Source organism: Paraburkholderia sp. DD10 (assembly GCF_049177125.1).
Taxonomy (GTDB): domain Bacteria; phylum Pseudomonadota; class Gammaproteobacteria; order Burkholderiales; family Burkholderiaceae; genus Paraburkholderia; species Paraburkholderia terricola.
Window position 1 is genome coordinate 1,821,010 of record NZ_CP185392.1, and the last position, 15,646, is coordinate 1,836,655.

10 protein-coding genes are annotated in these 15,646 nt (G+C 66.8%); 4 read left to right on the forward strand and 6 right to left on the reverse strand.

The features are described from left to right. Positions 1-29: 29 nt before the first annotated feature. The 4 genes from ACOCG7_RS08270 to ACOCG7_RS08285 all read right to left on the reverse strand — a co-directional run bounded on the left by ACOCG7_RS08270 (position 30) and on the right by ACOCG7_RS08285 (position 3,121). Complete coding sequence (locus tag ACOCG7_RS08270; protein WP_073429947.1) at positions 30-908, reverse strand: 2OG-Fe(II) oxygenase; 879 nt, start codon at positions 906-908, stop codon at positions 30-32. Between the two features lie 94 nt (positions 909-1,002). Further along, entirely contained in the window at positions 1,003-1,482 is a 480-nt protein-coding gene (locus ACOCG7_RS08275) for a nuclear transport factor 2 family protein (protein ID WP_073430014.1), read from the reverse strand. A gap of 77 nt (positions 1,483-1,559) precedes the next feature. Continuing rightward, on the reverse strand, positions 1,560-2,762 hold the full coding sequence (locus tag ACOCG7_RS08280) for an AAA family ATPase (RefSeq protein WP_073429948.1): 1,203 nt from the start codon (positions 2,760-2,762) through the stop codon (positions 1,560-1,562). Positions 2,763-2,833: 71 nt separating this feature from the next. Then, the gene (locus ACOCG7_RS08285) at positions 2,834-3,121 is read right to left on the reverse strand and encodes a hypothetical protein (RefSeq protein ID WP_073429949.1); all 288 of its coding nucleotides are present in this window, start codon (positions 3,119-3,121) and stop codon (positions 2,834-2,836) included. 1,368 nt (positions 3,122-4,489) lie between these two features. Here ACOCG7_RS08285 and ACOCG7_RS08290 point away from each other — a divergent pair. The 4 genes from ACOCG7_RS08290 to ACOCG7_RS08305 all read left to right on the forward strand — a co-directional run bounded on the left by ACOCG7_RS08290 (position 4,490) and on the right by ACOCG7_RS08305 (position 11,465). After that, positions 4,490-5,926 carry a sigma-54 dependent transcriptional regulator gene (locus ACOCG7_RS08290; protein WP_073429950.1) on the forward strand — a complete coding sequence of 479 codons (1,437 nt, stop codon included), beginning with the start codon at positions 4,490-4,492 and terminating at the stop codon, positions 5,924-5,926. Between the two features lie 350 nt (positions 5,927-6,276). Then, entirely contained in the window at positions 6,277-7,968 is a 1,692-nt protein-coding gene (locus ACOCG7_RS08295) for an MFS transporter (RefSeq protein WP_073429951.1), read from the forward strand. Positions 7,969-8,209: 241 nt separating this feature from the next. Continuing rightward, positions 8,210-8,557: an NIPSNAP family protein gene (locus ACOCG7_RS08300; RefSeq protein ID WP_083086365.1), complete on the forward strand. Its 348-nt coding sequence runs from the start codon at positions 8,210-8,212 to the stop codon at positions 8,555-8,557. A 241-nt stretch (positions 8,558-8,798) separates the two neighbouring features. After that, positions 8,799-11,465 (forward strand): mechanosensitive ion channel family protein, encoded by a 2,667-nt coding sequence (locus ACOCG7_RS08305; RefSeq protein ID WP_073429953.1) that lies wholly within the window; start codon positions 8,799-8,801, stop codon positions 11,463-11,465. 76 nt (positions 11,466-11,541) lie between these two features. On the opposite strand, the gene ACOCG7_RS08310 is transcribed toward ACOCG7_RS08305, so the two are convergent. Both ACOCG7_RS08310 and ACOCG7_RS08315 read right to left on the reverse strand, forming a co-directional pair. After that, complete coding sequence (locus tag ACOCG7_RS08310) at positions 11,542-13,806, reverse strand: ATP-dependent DNA helicase (protein ID WP_421375091.1); 2,265 nt, start codon at positions 13,804-13,806, stop codon at positions 11,542-11,544. Then, a complete protein-coding gene (locus ACOCG7_RS08315; protein WP_421375092.1) occupies positions 13,803-15,560 on the reverse strand; it encodes a VRR-NUC domain-containing protein in 1,758 nt (585 codons plus the stop codon). Before ACOCG7_RS08315 ends, ACOCG7_RS08310 begins: the two co-directional genes overlap by 4 nt. Positions 15,561-15,646 lie beyond the last annotated feature (86 nt).

Below are 15,646 nucleotides of genomic sequence, written 5' to 3' on the forward strand. Positions count from 1 at the left end.
ATGCAGCGCCGCGCAATGTAGAAAAAAGATCAGCCATAAGCACGCTCGCGCATCCACTTCGTCATGATCCATTTTTCGCCGCTGAGCACCGGCGCGCCGCCGTGCAAGGTCAGCGGGTCGAGTTGACGCGAGCCGTTCATATAGCGGAAATACACCGCGCCGCCCTGCTTCGCCGCGACCGAGAGGCGCGCTTCCGGAAAAATCGTTTCGCCGCCTTCGGGCACGTCGTTCAGATAGATCACCAGCGTCGCCACGCGCTGTCCGCCCTGCGCGGTATGCACCGCGCTGCCGGGTTGATCGGGCGGAAAGTAGTCGAAATGCGGGCGGTATTCGCCGGTCGCGCCGTAGCGCAGAATCTGCAGTCCTTCGCCGTTCTCGACCGGCCAGTTCATCAGGTTCGAAATGCGCCGCTCGATCCGCTCGATGAACGCGTCCTCGCCACGTTGATACCAGATGCCTTCGCTGGTGCGGTTGCGGATCACGTCTTCCCTGCCGGTGGCCGGGTCGACAATCGTCGAACGTTTCAACCGATGCCGCGAGCGCTCGATCATCTCACCGCACTCGTCGGGCGAAAGAACATCCGCGAACACGATCAACTCGGGGCGCTCGCAGCGCATCAGCACGCGGACGTCGCGATCGTGCGCGCGAATCACGTTGCCCCGCGCGACCGGCGACTGATCGTATTGGTAAGCGTGCGGCGCGGCTTTCGTCAGCACGGCCTCGCTCGCGCCGGCGGCCACGTTCGCCGCGTTCGCCGCTTTCCGGCCGAACGCGGCGTGCACGGCGGCACGCGCGGCCTCGTCGGCAAAACCGGCTTGCACCATCGCGTCGATCATCGAGTCCATGCTGCAGCCGCGCGCGACGTTGCTGACCAGCCATTCCTGCCATGCGGCATCGACTACGGGCATTGGAACTCCCATTCGTCCAGATGACGAAAATACTGCATCGACTGGCTGCGGCGTGGCAAGCGCAACACCAGGCGTGGCAAGCCTGGCCGTCGTATCAGGCGCTGCGCTGCCTGCGCCGATACAGATCGAGCCCTCGACGCGCCTGCGTCCTGATCGCCCGTTGGACCAACGGCGACCAGCCGAGCAGCGTGCCTCTGACGCCCATCGCCTGGCGCATCCACGACCACAGATCGAACGTGTCGCGATGCTCGACGATGCGTCCGTCGTGAAACACGAAACGCGCGTCGATCCGGTTGACCACCGGGCGGCCCGTCTGACTGAATACATAACTGGCTGTCCAATGGGCACGACCGTTCGTGTCATCGGCGTCGACGCCCTCGAAGGTCAGCGAGAAATCCTGTGCGCGCGCAACCAGCAGACGCCACATGTCGCGCACTTCCTCGCCGCGCAACTCGCCGAATGCGGGGTCGCTGAAAACAGCGTCGTCGGCATAGCAGGCGACCATGGTTTCGGCGTCGCGCCGCTGGAAGGCGGTGTAGAAACGCTCGATCAGTTCGGTGTTGGGGTGACTCATTTTTGTGTCGAAGAGCATGGTTGCGGGGATCGTATGAACGCATTGTAAGCGCAGGCATTCAACCTGACGCCATGCGTTCAATGCCCCGGCTTGAACCGCCGCGGCAAGCCCGGCGATATCGGAAGCAGACGGCCGAGCACGCCTTTGCGGCGCTCGGCGGCGGCCGGCCACAGCATGTCGGCAAGCAGCCCGATGCCGCGCGCCAGCGCGCTGTCTTTCGCCGACGTCACGAGCGGCACGCCGCGGTTGAGCGCCTCGTTGGCCTGCCGGTCGTCACGCGGAAGCTGATGCGCGACCTTCGCGCCGAGCGTGTGTTCGAGTGTCGGCAGGTTGATCGGCGCGTTCTTGTCGTATTGATTCACCACCACCCGCACCTTGCTGGCCGGATAACCCAGTTCCTTGAAGATGTCGAGCATGCGTCGGCCGCCGTGCAGGTAGAGCAGATTCTGCCGCACCACCATGCAGATCGCATCGCTCGCGTCGAGTGCGCGGATCGTCAGCGGATTGAGGCTTTGCCCGACATCGATCAGCACCGCGTCGTAACGTTCGCGCACCAGCGCGAGGATGCGCTCCAGTTGCGCGGGCAGCAACTCCGCGGCCTTGAGCGGATCGCCCGCGCCCGCGAGCACGTCGAGGTTCGCGTGCACATGCATCACGCATGATTCGAACAAGGCGGCGTCAAGGAACTCGATCCGCGAGCACAAATCGGCGAGCGTGATGGGCGGCGGTTTGTCGGCCACGAGCAGGCTCGCATCGGCGAACTGCTGGCTCAGGTCGATCAGCAGCACGCGCCGGTTGCCGGGCGCGGCGAGCGAGTAAGCGAGATTCACGGCGATCAGCGTCGTGCCGCTGCCGCCCTTGCTCGATGCAAGCGAGACGACGCGTCCGGCGCGGCGCATATCCATGTTCTTGTTCGCGGCGATCCTGGTGAGCGCGGCGGCGATCTGATGGGCGTCGAGCGGCCACGGCAGCACATGCCGCACGCCGATGCGCGCCGCCACGGCAAGCAAGGCGGCCGGAGGCGCCGGCGTCACCAGCATGCAATGCAAGGTCGGGGTGCAGGCCAGCGCTTCCTCGACGCCGTCCAGTTCGCGCGCGCCCAGATGCACGTCGTCGACGATCAGCAGATCGGCGCTTCTGATCGCGCGGGCGTGCACGCGCAGTTGCCGCGCCGTGCCGTGCGCCGCGCGCAGCCGGTACGGCACGCCGCTTTCGTCGAGGCGCGCGATGATGTGCGGCGCGCGTTCCGTGCTGGACGAAAGCAGAAAGACGTCGATCATGCGGGGTCTCCTCCGGTCTAACGCCGTTCGGTTGACGATGCCACGCCGATCACGATCGACGCGTAAGCACTTCAGTCTTCGAAATCGGATGGCTGAATGCCCGCCTCGCGATCGCGCGTCCATTCGGGCGACGCCGGCATCTCGAACATCGCGTCGCGCAGCGCCTCGCGCTGAATCTCCGCCTGAGCCTTGCGCTTGAGCGCGTCGGCGATCACGAGCGTCTGCAGATCGATCGAAGGCGTGGCGAACAGCGCGCGTGGCGGCGCCACATGCCGTTGATAGCGGACATCAGCGGTACGCACCGTGGCTTGACGGTCCAACGACGATGCGATGGTCGGCTTGCTGGTCAGTCTGTTCATGACAACCCCCAATGTGTTGCCCCCTTCCCGGGGCCGTTTGCGGGTGGACCGTGCTCGCGCAAATGCGCGGCACGGCGCCCGGTTCAGCTCGTAACACGCGCCTCTCTATGAAGGCTCCTGGCCCGTTCTCCCCGCTTCCTCGCGCCGGCTGGTCCTGGCCGAGCGCTGCCCCTTCCCTGTTCCATGCATCGATCGCGAACCGCATGAGCGCGATGCCTGTCGTTATTGTTTCAACTGCGGCTTCAACTACGGCTTCAACGTCGGCTGCAACTTCGGTTCCATCCAGTCGGACGAAAAAAGTGGCGGGGCCGCGTTCACGTTGTCCGTTCGCGAACGACCGATATCTGTATATCGGCAGTTCGCCCCGCTTTATTGACATCCGTTTTTCAATGGCCCCGCCGCACCCTCGCAAAACGCACTGGCTTCCCCGGCCGCGCTTGCGAAGTCTTTATTTGCCGCCGGTCTGCTCCAACCGCTGCTTCCCCGTGCGTCACATCGGGCGGCAATGCTTTCGCTGTGAATCGCTTGGTGCAACGCCCATGCCATGCGGGTCGAAAGCCTTGTCGCACGGCGATCCGCACCGCGGCGCAGACGGCCGGGCCGCCCCTTCCGGCCGCCGTTGATTCGTATTCGACACACGATTGAGTCCTCCGTCGAAGCGTTGCGCATGAACCTGGCACGCCAGGGTCTCCGGCGGCGGCGCGCCAGCCCGCTTGCAGCAGACCTGGACCGCAAGCGTCGGTCATTCGTGCCGATGCGGGTGGGCATTCAACGCTAGCGGAGCAGGCGGCCCGATATGTCGCACGCTTGAGACACGGCGCATGGCTGGACGCCAGGTCGGTTTCGCCATGCCGCAAGGCGACCTGCCGCGATGTGTGCGATAGCGCTCATAACGAATTTGGCCGGCTATCGTCGAGCGGCGCCACAGACAACATCGGCGCGAAAAATCCTTTCTGAATCCCTATTTGTTTGTATGGCATTCGAATGATCTTTCGCTTATGGTTAAGTCACGCGCCGCCTAGAGCGCCTGTATCAGATCAACGAGGTCAACGAGGTCAAGAATCGGTTGTAGTGATTCGGGGATGAAAACGCCGGGCAGGAGCCAGCACGACCGCTGTTCCGCTGTCCGCCCGACGCGTAGCACCTCGCGGCTCATGCCGCACGCATCACGCCCCCGCCATTGCCGCTACCGTGAATCCGTCACCGCCGGGCTGCCCGCAACCGGGCTCGATCGCCGTGACGAAAATCCATGCCCGGGTCCGTTCACGCGGAAGCGGGCTAGCTTGGTTGGCCGAGGATCGGCGCGCTTGCCGGCCTGGCGAGTAGGCCGAACTGCAGTGCTGAGAGCAGCATCGAACCGGGGGTAACATGAACACGACTGGCACACCTGTCGACACCGAACGCACCGTTCTCTATGTGTCGAGCTTGCCCGATCAAAAACTCGCGGACTTCCTCGCCGCGTCCGGCTGGCATGCCGTGCACGCCAAGACCGCGGCCGCCGCCGAGCGCATGATCGAACGCGGCAACATCAAGGTCGGCCTCGTCGAATTACCCGGCAACTGCACATCCCAGCATCTGTCCGCGCTCGCGTCATGCATGCGCCGCGTCGAAACCAACTGGGTCGCCCAGATCGCGCCGGGGCAGGCCGACAATGAACTGGTCGGCCGCTTCATCCTCGACTATTGCTTCGATTTCGTCACGCGGCCCTGGCTGAACGAGCGGCTCGTGTTCGCGCTCGGCCACGCGCATGGGCTGTCGAACTTGCGGCATGTGGAGGTCGCGCCGGAGCCGTCGCTCGGCCGGCACGGCATGGTCGGACAATGCGAGGCAATGCAGCAGTTGTACCGCCGCATCGACAAGTGCGCGGTGACCGAGGCGCCGGTGTTCGTCGCCGGCGAGTCCGGCACCGGCAAGGAACTGACCGCGCGGGCCATTCACGACCGCTCGCCGCGCGCGGGCCGCCCGTTCGTCGCGATCAATTGCGCGGCGATTCCGCCTAGCCTGCTGCAAGCGGAACTGTTCGGCCACGAACGCGGCGCCTTCACCGGCGCGCTTCAGCGCAAGATCGGCCGGATCGAGAGCGCGCACGAAGGCACGCTCTTTCTCGATGAAATCGGCGACATGCCGCACGAGTGCCAGGCGGTGCTGCTGCGCTTCCTGCAGGAAGGCACCATCGAGAGGCTGGGCGGCAACGCCGTGATCAACGTCGATGCTCGGGTCATTTCGGCGACCCACGTCGACCTGGACAAAGCGGTCGAGGACGGCCGGTTCCGCTCCGACCTGTATCACCGCCTGTGCGTGCTGCGCCTCGTGGAGCCGCCGTTGCGCGAGCGTGGCGGCGACATCAAGCTGCTCGCCAACTATGCGCTCAGCATGTACAAGCAGGACGGCGCGCGCAAACTGCGCGGGCTGTCGAGCGACGCGATCGTCGCGATGTCGAACTATCCGTGGCCGGGCAACGTGCGCGAGCTGATCAATTGCGTGCGCCGCGCCGTCGTGATGAGCGAGGGGCGCTTCATTACCGCGGGCGACCTCGGCTTGCCCGAGGCCGACAACGCGCCCGCCGTGACGCTGGCCGAAATCCGCAGCAAAGCCGAAAAAGATGCGATCGAGCATGCCTTGCAGCGGCACGGCTACAAGTTGTCCGAGGCCGCCGCCGAACTGGGCATTTCACGGGCAACGCTGTATCGGCTGATGCATGCGAACCGGCTGCATCAGGAACCGGCGGCCTCGCGCGCGTTGAACGGCAGCGGCGGCACAGGCGCCGACGACGAGGCCGAGCGGCGGGCGCATTCGCTCGCTTGAACTCGGAGCGCCGCGCGCCTGAACTGGTTTTGTGGGGGATGTGGGACCCGTCACGGCGTGAGCTGGCTTGCCGGGGTTGCGGTTGCGAGTTGCGAGTTGCGAGTTGCGAGTTGCGAGTTGCGAGTTGCGAGTTGCGAGCTGCGAGCTGCGAGTTGCGAGCTGCGAGTTGCGGTTGCCGGTTGCCGGTTGCCGGTTGCCGGTTGCCGGTTGCCGTTGCCGATTGCGGCTTCCCGTTGCGGTTGCCGGTTGCCGGGTTGCCCGGCCTTTCCCGACCACGCAGGCCTCGCGCGCCTATCGGATCCCTCCTGGCGTTGCTATGCTGAAAGCCGTTCATCCAGACGGGAGCGGACTTGGCCGATCAGCACATCGCGGCGCGCGCGCACCGCCACTCCTCCGCCCATCCCGCTCAGGCCAGTCCGTGCGATGCCCTCGTGATCCGCGCGCAGCCCGCGGGCTCCGGCCGCCCAAGCCGGCGCAAGAAGCTCGCGCTGGCCGCGACCATCCTCGGCTCCAGCATGGCGTTCATCGACGGCTCGGTGGTCAACGTCGCATTACCTTCGATTCAGACCGAACTGCACGCCAGCGTCGCGGCGATCCAGTGGGTCGTCAACGCGTATCTCCTGTTTCTCGGCGCGCTGGTGCTGGTGGGCGGCTCGCTCGGCGACAAGCTCGGCCGGCGCACCGTGTTCGTCGCCGGGATCAGCCTCTTCACGCTGGCGTCGATCGGCTGCGGACTCGCGCCGGGCGCCGGCTCGCTGATCGCGGCGCGCGCGGTGCAAGGCATCGGCGCGGCGCTGCTGGTGCCGAGCAGCCTCGCCATCATCGGCGCGGTGTTCGACGACGCGGAGCGCGGCCGGGCGATCGGCACATGGGCGGGCGTCGGCTCGATCACGTCGGCGCTCGGGCCGGTGGCGGGCGGCTGGCTCGTCGACGCGTTCTCGTGGCGCGCCATCTTCTTTCTGAATGTGCCGATCGCCTGCGCGACCGTCGCACTGGCGCTTGTCGCCGTGCCCGACAGCCGCCAGGAGGACGACGGCCAAACCCGCGCGCACGGGCGACGTATCGGCGAAACGCCGCCGCGGCTCGACTGGCCGGGCGCGGTCACGGCAACCGCGGGGCTCGCCGGGCTGACCTACGGACTCACCCTCGCGTCGACGCGCGGCTTCGGCGACGGCTGGGTGCTGGCGTCGATCCTTGGCGGCGTGCTGGTGCTGGCCGGCTTCGTCGCGCTCGAAGCCAACAGCCGCAATCCGATGGTGCCGCTCGACGTGTTCCGTTCACGCGATTTCGTCGGCGCGAATCTCGTCACGCTGCTGCTCTATTTCGGCCTGAGCGGCGCGCTGTTCTTCCTGCCGTTCACGCTGATCCGCGCCGAAGGCTACAGCGCGACCCAGGCGGGCGCGGCATTGCTGCCGGTGCCGGTGACGATCGGCCTGCTGTCGCGCTTCACGGGCGGTCTGACGGGTCGCTACGGGGCGCGCGTCCTGCTGAGCGTCGGCCCGATGATCGCCGCACTCGGTTTCGCGATGTTCGCGCTGCCCTGGATGCGCGACGGATACTGGCGCGGCCTGTTTCCGGCGCTCGCCGTACTGGGGCTCGGCATGACGATCACCGTCGCGCCGTTGACGACCACGGTGATGACGTCGGTGTCCGCCGCGCGTACCGGCGTCGCGTCGGGCATCAATAACGCGGTAGCGCGGGTGGCGAGCCTGCTGGCGATCGCAGTGCTGGGCATCGTGTTCGTGTGGTCGCACGATGCCGCGCTCGGGACGCGGCTCGATGAATTGCATGCGCCGCGAGACGTCCGCGAGGCGGCACGGCTCACGCAGATCGGCATGGCCGCGCCGCCGACGGCCCGCGCAACGGCTGCGCCGAACGCCGCCATGCGGGCCGAGGTGACGCGCGCTCAAGCCGATGCGCTCGCGGCGGCGTTGCAGGCGGTTGCGCTGGTATCGGCGGTGTGCGCGTTGGCCGGCGCGGCGCTGGCGGTGTGGACGATCCGCAAGACGAGCGGCAAAGCGGCCGCGCCGCATGCGCGCTGAAGCGCGAGCATCGAGACGCGGCGCTGTTTGTGTTGCGTGGTGCGTGGTGCGTGGTGCGTGGTGCGTGGTGCGTGGTGCGTGGTGCGTGGTGCGTGGTGCGGGCAGCGAGCAACGATCAACGCACCACGCCAGCCCACACTTCAGAAAGCAGTGAAACGTCACGCTCGATGAGTCGCCATACTGGCGTACCGGTGCCCGTTCAGGCCACTTCCACCCACCCTCACTCGACCAGGGTTTTCACATGACGCTGACCTGTTTCATCCGCTATCAGATCGATCCATTCCAGCGCGATGCCTTCGACGAATACGCGCGCAACTGGGGGCGCATTATTCCGCGCTGCGGCGGTCATCTGATCGGCTATTTCCTGCCGCACGAAGGCACCAACGACATCGCCTGGGGCCTGGTCGCATTCGACAGCCTCGCGGCCTACGAGACCTATCGCGCAAGGCTGCGAACCGACGACGAAGCACGCGAGAATTTCAGGTTCGCACAGACCAGGCGTTTCATCTTGCGCGAGGAGCGGACTTTCACCGAGGTGGTGGAGGGCACGCTCGGCGTGGCGCCGGTTCGCGAGGCCGGGGCGGCCTAAGCACGCGCGGCGGGGACGCGCGTGCGCCGCGCATCCCAGGCGCATTCGCGCCAGTGCGGTTTGACAGGCAAGCTTTCTGCTACCGGTGCTTGCGCTCGACAGGCCGGCAGAACGGCGGGACCCAGGACGTCCCATCGAGGAACTTGTACGACCAAAAAGGTGTCGGTTCATCATCACCCCGCCGAACCGGTCCTCGTGTCGCGGCACCGCCGCCCGCACCTTGCCTCCCGCCTTGCACCCTATGCGCAAACTACTTCACGTCTGGTTTTTCATTGTTCTGGTCGTCGGCGCTTCGCCGGCCGTCGCCGCGCTGGTGCAAGCCGCGCCCGCCTCCGAGGCCTCCGGCGCGGCGGTCACGCTGACGCCCGAGCAGGCCCGCCAGGCCCTCGCCGTCCTCAACGATCCCAAACGCCGCGCGCAGGTCGCCGATACGCTGCAAGCCATCGCCGCAGCCGGCGCCCTGAGCGCACCGCCCGCCGCCGCGGCGGGGGCATCGGGCGCCTCCGCGCCGGCTGCGGCAAGCGGTGCCGCCGCCCTTGTTCCAGCCGCCTTCAAGTCCAATGGACTGGCCTCGCAACTGGCCCGTCAAGGCGCGCATTGGGCGGTCCACCTTGGCGCCTCGCTGCGCAGTTCGGTCGCGGCGCTGCTCGACGTCGCCTCGGTGCGCGCCTGGTGGAACTGGCAATCGACCAGCTCGCAGGCGCGCAGCACGCTGGTTCACGTCGCGTGGTCGCTGCTTGCCGCGCTGGTGCCCGCGCTCGTGCTGGAATGGCTCGCGCGGCGGCTGTTGCGGCGCACCTATCGGGCGATCGCCGCGCGCCGCGAACAGAGCGATCAGGACGACGCGCCGCAAGCCGACCTGCCCGTCGATGTCAGGCCGCAGCCCGCCGATGCGCCGAACGCCGCGCCGCCGCTGCCCGCTTCGTCCGCGTCGGAAGCTGAGACCGAGGCCCGGATAAAAGCAGAAGCGATGAAGGCCGGCGCATCCCCCGCCGCTTCGCCCAGGGACGATGCCATCCAGGCCAAAGGCAAACAGAAGGCGGTGCATCACTGGACGCTCCTGCAGCGCCTGCCGCGCGCGCTGTTGAGCATGGCGCTGCGGCTGGTGCCGCTCGCGGTGTTCGTCGGCGCGGCGAGCGCGCTGATGTCGATCCTGATCGACGACGGCTCGCCGCAAGACCGCGCACTCGAGCCGCTGATCGACATCTACGTGCTGTGCCGCGTGGTCGTGATCGTCAGCGGCTCCTTTCTGCAACCGGCCGCGCCGCGCTTGCGCCTGTTGCGCATGAGCGACGCGTGGGCCGCCTTCATGCACCGCTGGATCGTGCGGATCGTCAGCGTGATCGGCGCGGGTTCGGCGCTCGCGGAGATCGCCCGGTCGCTCGGGTTGAACGATGCGGCGCATCTCGCGCTGATGAAAGTGGTCGCGCTCGCCGGCCACATCCTGATCTCGATCCTGATCCTGCAATGCGCGAAGCCGGTCGGCGAACTGATCCGCCAGCGCTTCGCCGCGCGCGAATCGCTGCGGATGTTCGGCAATGCCCTCGCGGATGCGTGGGCGTGGCTCGCGGTATTCGTCGTGATGGCGCTGTGGTTCATCTGGGCGCTCGACGTGCGGAACGGCTATCAAACGCTGCTGCATCTGGGCGGCCTGTCGCTGGCCGTGCTGGTGGGTGCGCGGGTCGTGTCGATCGTGATCTTCGGCGGGCTGGCCCGCTTCTTCGATGCGCAGGACGACGCGGAGAAGTCGCTCGTGCATCGGCACGCGTATCGCTACTACCCGCTGATGCGGCGCATCGTCTCGTGGATCGTCGGCGTGGCCACCGTGCTGGCGCTGTTGCAGGTGTGGGGCGTGGACGTCGGCGATCTGTTCCGCAACGGCACCGTGGGGCATCGGCTCGCCTCGGCGCTCGCCACGATCGGCGTGGCCGCCGTGATCGCGCTGCTGGTGTGGGAAAGCGTCAACGTATCGGTGGAACGGCGGCTGGACCGCTGGACCACCAGCGGCGACCTGGTGCGCGCCGCGCGCCTGCGCACCTTGCTGCCGATGCTGCGCAGCGCGCTGTTCTGCGCGATCGCGCTGGTGGTCGCGCTCACCGGCCTGAGCCAACTCGGCGTGAACATCGGGCCGCTGCTGGCGGGCGCGAGCATCTTCGGCGTGGCGCTCGGTTTCGGCTCGCAAAAACTCGTGCAGGATTTCATCACCGGCATTTTCCTGTTGATGGAAAACGCGATGCAGGTCGGCGACTGGGTCACGCTCGCGGGCGTGTCGGGCACCGTCGAATATCTGTCGATCCGCACGGTGCGGCTACGCGGCGGCGACGGTTCGCTGTACACGGTGCCGTTCAGCTCGGTATCGACGGTCAACAACACCAACCGCGGGCTCGGCAATGCCGCGGTGAAGGTGAACATCGTGTTCGGCCAGGACGTCGATCTGGCGATCGACACGCTCAAGGAAATCGGCGCCGCGTTACGCGAGGACGAAAAATTCAAGGACGGCATTCTGTCGGACTTCAGCTTCTGGGGCGTGGATGCCGTGGACGGCTCGGCGGTGACGCTGGCGGGCCAGATGCAATGCCGCGACAGTGCGCGCTGGGGCGTGCAGCGCGAGTTCAACCGGCGCATCGTCGACCAGTTCAGCGCGCGCGGCATCGTGATCGCGAATCCGCAACGCAATTTGCTGACGTGGGACGCGCGGAGCGCGCCGGCGAGAATCGAGCCGAAGGATGCGCCGGACGACAAGCCATCGAGCAACACACCGAACAAAACGCCGGCTGCCGGCGCTTCGGTGAAAGCGGCCGCCGGGAAGGCCGACGCGCCGGTGGAGGACCAATTGCCGGTGGACCCCAAGCCGGCCGGCGGGCCGGGAACGCCGGGCAATCCGGGGCCGACGTCGCCGCATGAATGACCCGAAGAAGCGCACGAATCGAAACCCGAGGGGTTCGCAGCGCAAGGTTTCGCGTGCGCTGCGACGGCCAAAAACGCTATCCCATCCCCCACCACCGCGGCAACAACCTGCGCACCTCGGCCCGCCGATACCGGTCATCGATCAGATGCACGACGCCGCGATCCTGCTCCGTGCGAATCACCCGCCCTGCCGCCTGCACGACCTTCTGCAAGCCCGGATACAGATACATGTAGTCGTAACCGTTGCCGAACTTCGCTTCCATCGTGCGCCGCATCTGCTCGTTGACCTCGTTGATCTGCGGCAAGCCGAGCGTCGCGATAAACGCGCCGATCAACTGCTGGCCGACCAGATCGACGCCTTCTGAAAACGCGCCGCCGAGTACCGCAAAGCCGACGCCCTGTTGCATCGTGCGAAAACGTGCGAGAAACGCGTCGCGCGCCGCTTCGTCCATGCCCGGTTCCTGCGCCCACACCGGCAACTGCGGATGCCGCTCGCGCATCATCGCGACCACCTGTTGCAGATACTCGAAGCTGCTGAGAAAGCCGAGGTAATTGCCCGGCTGCGCCGCGTACTGCCGTGCGATCAACTCGACGATCGGCACGAGCGAACGCTCGCGGTCGCGCCAGCGCGTCGACACGTTGGCGGCCACGCGCACCTGCAACTGCTCGGCGCGAAACGGCCCGTCCACTTCGAGCCATTGCGTCTGCTCCGGCAGCCCCAGCGTGTCGCGATAGAAATGATGCGGACTGAACGTGCCGGAAAACATCACCGTGGTACGGGCGGCGGCATAACGCGGCGCGAGAAACGGCGCGGGGATCACGTTGCGCACGCATAGCGTGGCGCTGGTCTTGTCGCGTGGAGCGTGGCGATCCGTGGCGAGCGTGATGTCGAAAATCGAATGCGCGCCGAATTGCTCGGCCAGCGCGACGAAATGCATCGCGTCGAAGAAAAAACGCAGCGACGCGTCGTCGATGGAAAGCGGCGCTTCGGCGAGTTGATCGGCGACCGCGCCGATCAGATTCTGCGCGGCCGACAGCAGTTTGCCGGGCACCTCGGCATAGACCTGGTACGTGTCGGTCTGCGCGCGCCTGAGCGCGTTCCACTCGCGTTGCAATCGTTCGAGCGGCTTGCGCAACACGGCCGGCGCGGTCTTGCGCGCGAGCCGGAACGCCGCCTGATCGAGCGACGCGCTATACATTCGCCGGGCGCGCTCGAGCAGATTGTGCGCCTCGTCGACGAGCACGCCGACGCGCCACTGGTTGATCTGCGTGAGCGCGTACAGCATTGCGCTGCCGTCGTAGTAGTAGTTGTAATCGCCGACCACCACGTCGGCCCAGCGCGCCAGTTCCTGCGCCAGATAGTACGGGCAGACGTCGTGAGCGAGCGCCGCTTCGCGCACCGCCGCGCGGTCGAGCCGCGGCCCTGCCAGCGCCGTGCCGCGCGCCGCATCGAGCCGGTCGTAGAAGCCGCGCGCAAGCGGACACGAATCGCCGTTGCAAGCCTTCTCGGGATGCTCGCAGGCTTTGTCCCGCGCGACGAGTTCGAGCGTTCGCAGCGGCAAGCGCTCGGCGCCTCGATGCAAGGTCTCGATTGCATCCAGCGCCAGCGCGCGGCCCGGCGTCTTCGCGGTCAGGAAAAAGACGCGGTCGATCTGCTCCGACGCACACGCCTTGAGCAACGGAAAAATCGTCGCGAGCGTCTTGCCGATGCCGGTGGGCGCCTGCGCCATCAGCGGCTTGCCGTCGCGCGCGCAGCGATACACCGACACCGCCAGTTCACGCTGCCCGCTGCGAAACCGCGCATGCGGAAATTGCAGTCCGCCGAGCGCGGCGTTGCGCGCCGCGTGATGCGCCTCTTCCTGCACGGCCCAATCGAGAAACCGCTCGCACTGTTCGACGAAGAAAACCTCGAGTTCACGCGCGGTATGCGTTTGCGTCAGCAGCGTTTCCTTCTGAGTGCCTATATCGAAGTACACCAACGCCACCGTCAATTCGCCGAGCCCGCGCGTGCGGCACAGCAAATGACCATAGACGAGCGCTTGCGCCCAATGCAGCGTGCGGTGGTTGGCGGGCATCCGTTCGAGCGCGCCGCGATGGGTCTTGACCTCTTCGAGGCGGTTCGCCGCCGGGTCGTAGCCGTCGGCGCGGCCGCGCACGGTCAGGCCGCGATGCGTGCCCGTCAGCGTGATCTCGCTTTCATAGCCGCTCGCGCGCCGCCCGGCGACCGTCACGTGGCCCGCCATGCCTTCGAGAGACGTGGGCGCGGGCGTAAAGCGCAGATCGAGATCGCCGCGCCTCGCGGTGAATTCGCACATCGCCCGCACGGCGACCACGTAAGTCATGCGGCAGCCTCCGTGCCGGCCGTTGCGCCGGTTTCATTCTGCGCGCCGGCTTCATCGGCCCAACGCACGTCGAGCACGCGCACCGGCATGCCGTGCTGCGCGCAGTACGCGAGCCAGCGAATCTGGTTGTCCTGCAAGCGGTCGCCGGGTCCCTTCACCTCGATCAGTTCATAGCGGCGCTCGGCGGGCCAGAAACGGATCAGGTCCGGCAAACCGGAACGATTACCGCGGATATCGCGCAACAGCCGCTCGAACCATAGCTTCAGATGCGCGGCCGGCAGACAGTCGAGCGCCAACGCGACGAGCTCCGGCGTGAGCAGCCCCCAGAACACGAACGGTGACTGCACGCCCGCCTTGCCATGCAGATGCCGCAGAATCGTTTCGCGATACGCACCGCTCTCCAGTTGCGCGAGGCACGCCGCGAACCGGTCCGCGCGACGCGCATGAAAATCCGGCGCATGCAGATCGGCCGGACCGCGCTGGAACGGGTGAAAAAACGCGCCGGGCAACGCCGCGAACACCGGCTCCCAGCACAACAGGCCGAACAGCGAGTTGATCAGCGCGTTCTCGACGTAATGCACCGGCGCGGCGTCGGAAGTCAGATGATCGCGTGCGACGTATTCGACCGCTTGCGCGGCCGCGGGCCTCGGTAGTACGAGCGTGCTGCGCTCGACCGGCCGCGCGGCCGGCACGCGGTCGACCCGCTCGCCGCGCTTGCGTTGCAAACGCGGCAGCATGCGCGCGACGCGCTGCGCTTCTTCGTCGCTTTCGGGCGCGGCGGCGGCATGCACGGCCAGCGCGAAGGCTTCGTCGAAGCGTTCGTTGCGCTCCAGCACGCGCATGCGCCGATGACGCGCACCAGGCCACGCGCAGACCTCATAAACGGCCAGCGCGGCGGGCCAGTTCTGCTCGCGCTCGCAATGCTGGCCGATGCGAAACAGCAGCTTCGCGCGACGCGTTTCCAGCCAGGGGTACGAGGTTTCTACCGCGCTGACTGCGGCGACCAGTTCGTCGATCGCTTGCGGCGCCGTCTCGCCGATGAGCAGCCATTCGAGCGCTTCACGGCACGCATGCAGCGCCAGATAGGCGTCGACGTCCGCGCGTTGCTGGAAGGCTCGCGACGAAGGCGCGAACGCGACCTTCTCGTACTGGAACACGCCGAGATCGGCCAGCACGAACTCCGACCAGCTCTGTTGCAGATTGCCGAAAAACATCAGCCGCAGACGCTCGCAAAGCGGCGCAATGGCGACCTGCAGCACGCGGTCGGTCGTCTGGTCGTGCCACATCGACAGCGGTTGCGCCGTGCTCGCGTGTGCTTCGTCGTCTATGTTTTGGTGGAACGGTCGCAGCGCTTCCAGCAGATCCGCTTTGCGCAGGTTTTTCGCGCCGGGCACCCATGCGATGGCATCCGCGAAGATCAGCAGCAACTCGGGGCGCGTGGTGAGCGCAAACAGATCGTCGAGTGTGAGCGGCGGTTCGGTCTCGACCCAGCCGAGCGCCGCCAACGGCGCGGCCGCCTGCAACGGGCAGCCGATCTCTTCATAAGACAGCCGGCTCGCGCGGAAGAGCGTGCCCTTGCGCATCAGCATGCGCACCAGCAACGCGCGCGATGCTTGCGGCAAGGCGGCGAAAGCACGCAGGAATGCCTGCTCGTGCGCATCCAGCAGGTCGTCGTAGCGCTCTGCGAGCCACGCGAGCGCGCGCTCGAAGTTCAGCAGGTAGTAAGGGGGGTTTGAAGGGGCATCTGTTGCCACGGGCTTTCACGGAACCTGTATGTTTATACAGTGATCATAGCAAAGTCCGTGGCGGGGTCATGCGGTTCAATGCACGATGTGTGTTG

Excerpts from the sequence above, each read along its gene's own strand:
- ACOCG7_RS08290 (WP_073429950.1), top strand. The coding sequence starts at position 4,490 with ATGAACACGACTGGCACACCTGTCGACACCGAACGCACCGTTCTCTAT.
- ACOCG7_RS08285 (WP_073429949.1), bottom strand. The coding sequence starts at position 3,121 with ATGAACAGACTGACCAGCAAGCCGACCATCGCATCGTCGTTGGACCGT.
- ACOCG7_RS08310 (WP_421375091.1), bottom strand. The coding sequence starts at position 13,806 with ATGACTTACGTGGTCGCCGTGCGGGCGATGTGCGAATTCACCGCGAGG.
- ACOCG7_RS08305 (WP_073429953.1), top strand. The coding sequence starts at position 8,799 with ATGCGCAAACTACTTCACGTCTGGTTTTTCATTGTTCTGGTCGTCGGC.
- ACOCG7_RS08275 (WP_073430014.1), bottom strand. The coding sequence starts at position 1,482 with ATGAGTCACCCCAACACCGAACTGATCGAGCGTTTCTACACCGCCTTC.
- ACOCG7_RS08300 (WP_083086365.1), top strand. The coding sequence starts at position 8,210 with ATGACGCTGACCTGTTTCATCCGCTATCAGATCGATCCATTCCAGCGC.
- ACOCG7_RS08270 (WP_073429947.1), bottom strand. The coding sequence starts at position 908 with ATGCCCGTAGTCGATGCCGCATGGCAGGAATGGCTGGTCAGCAACGTC.
- ACOCG7_RS08280 (WP_073429948.1), bottom strand. The coding sequence starts at position 2,762 with ATGATCGACGTCTTTCTGCTTTCGTCCAGCACGGAACGCGCGCCGCAC.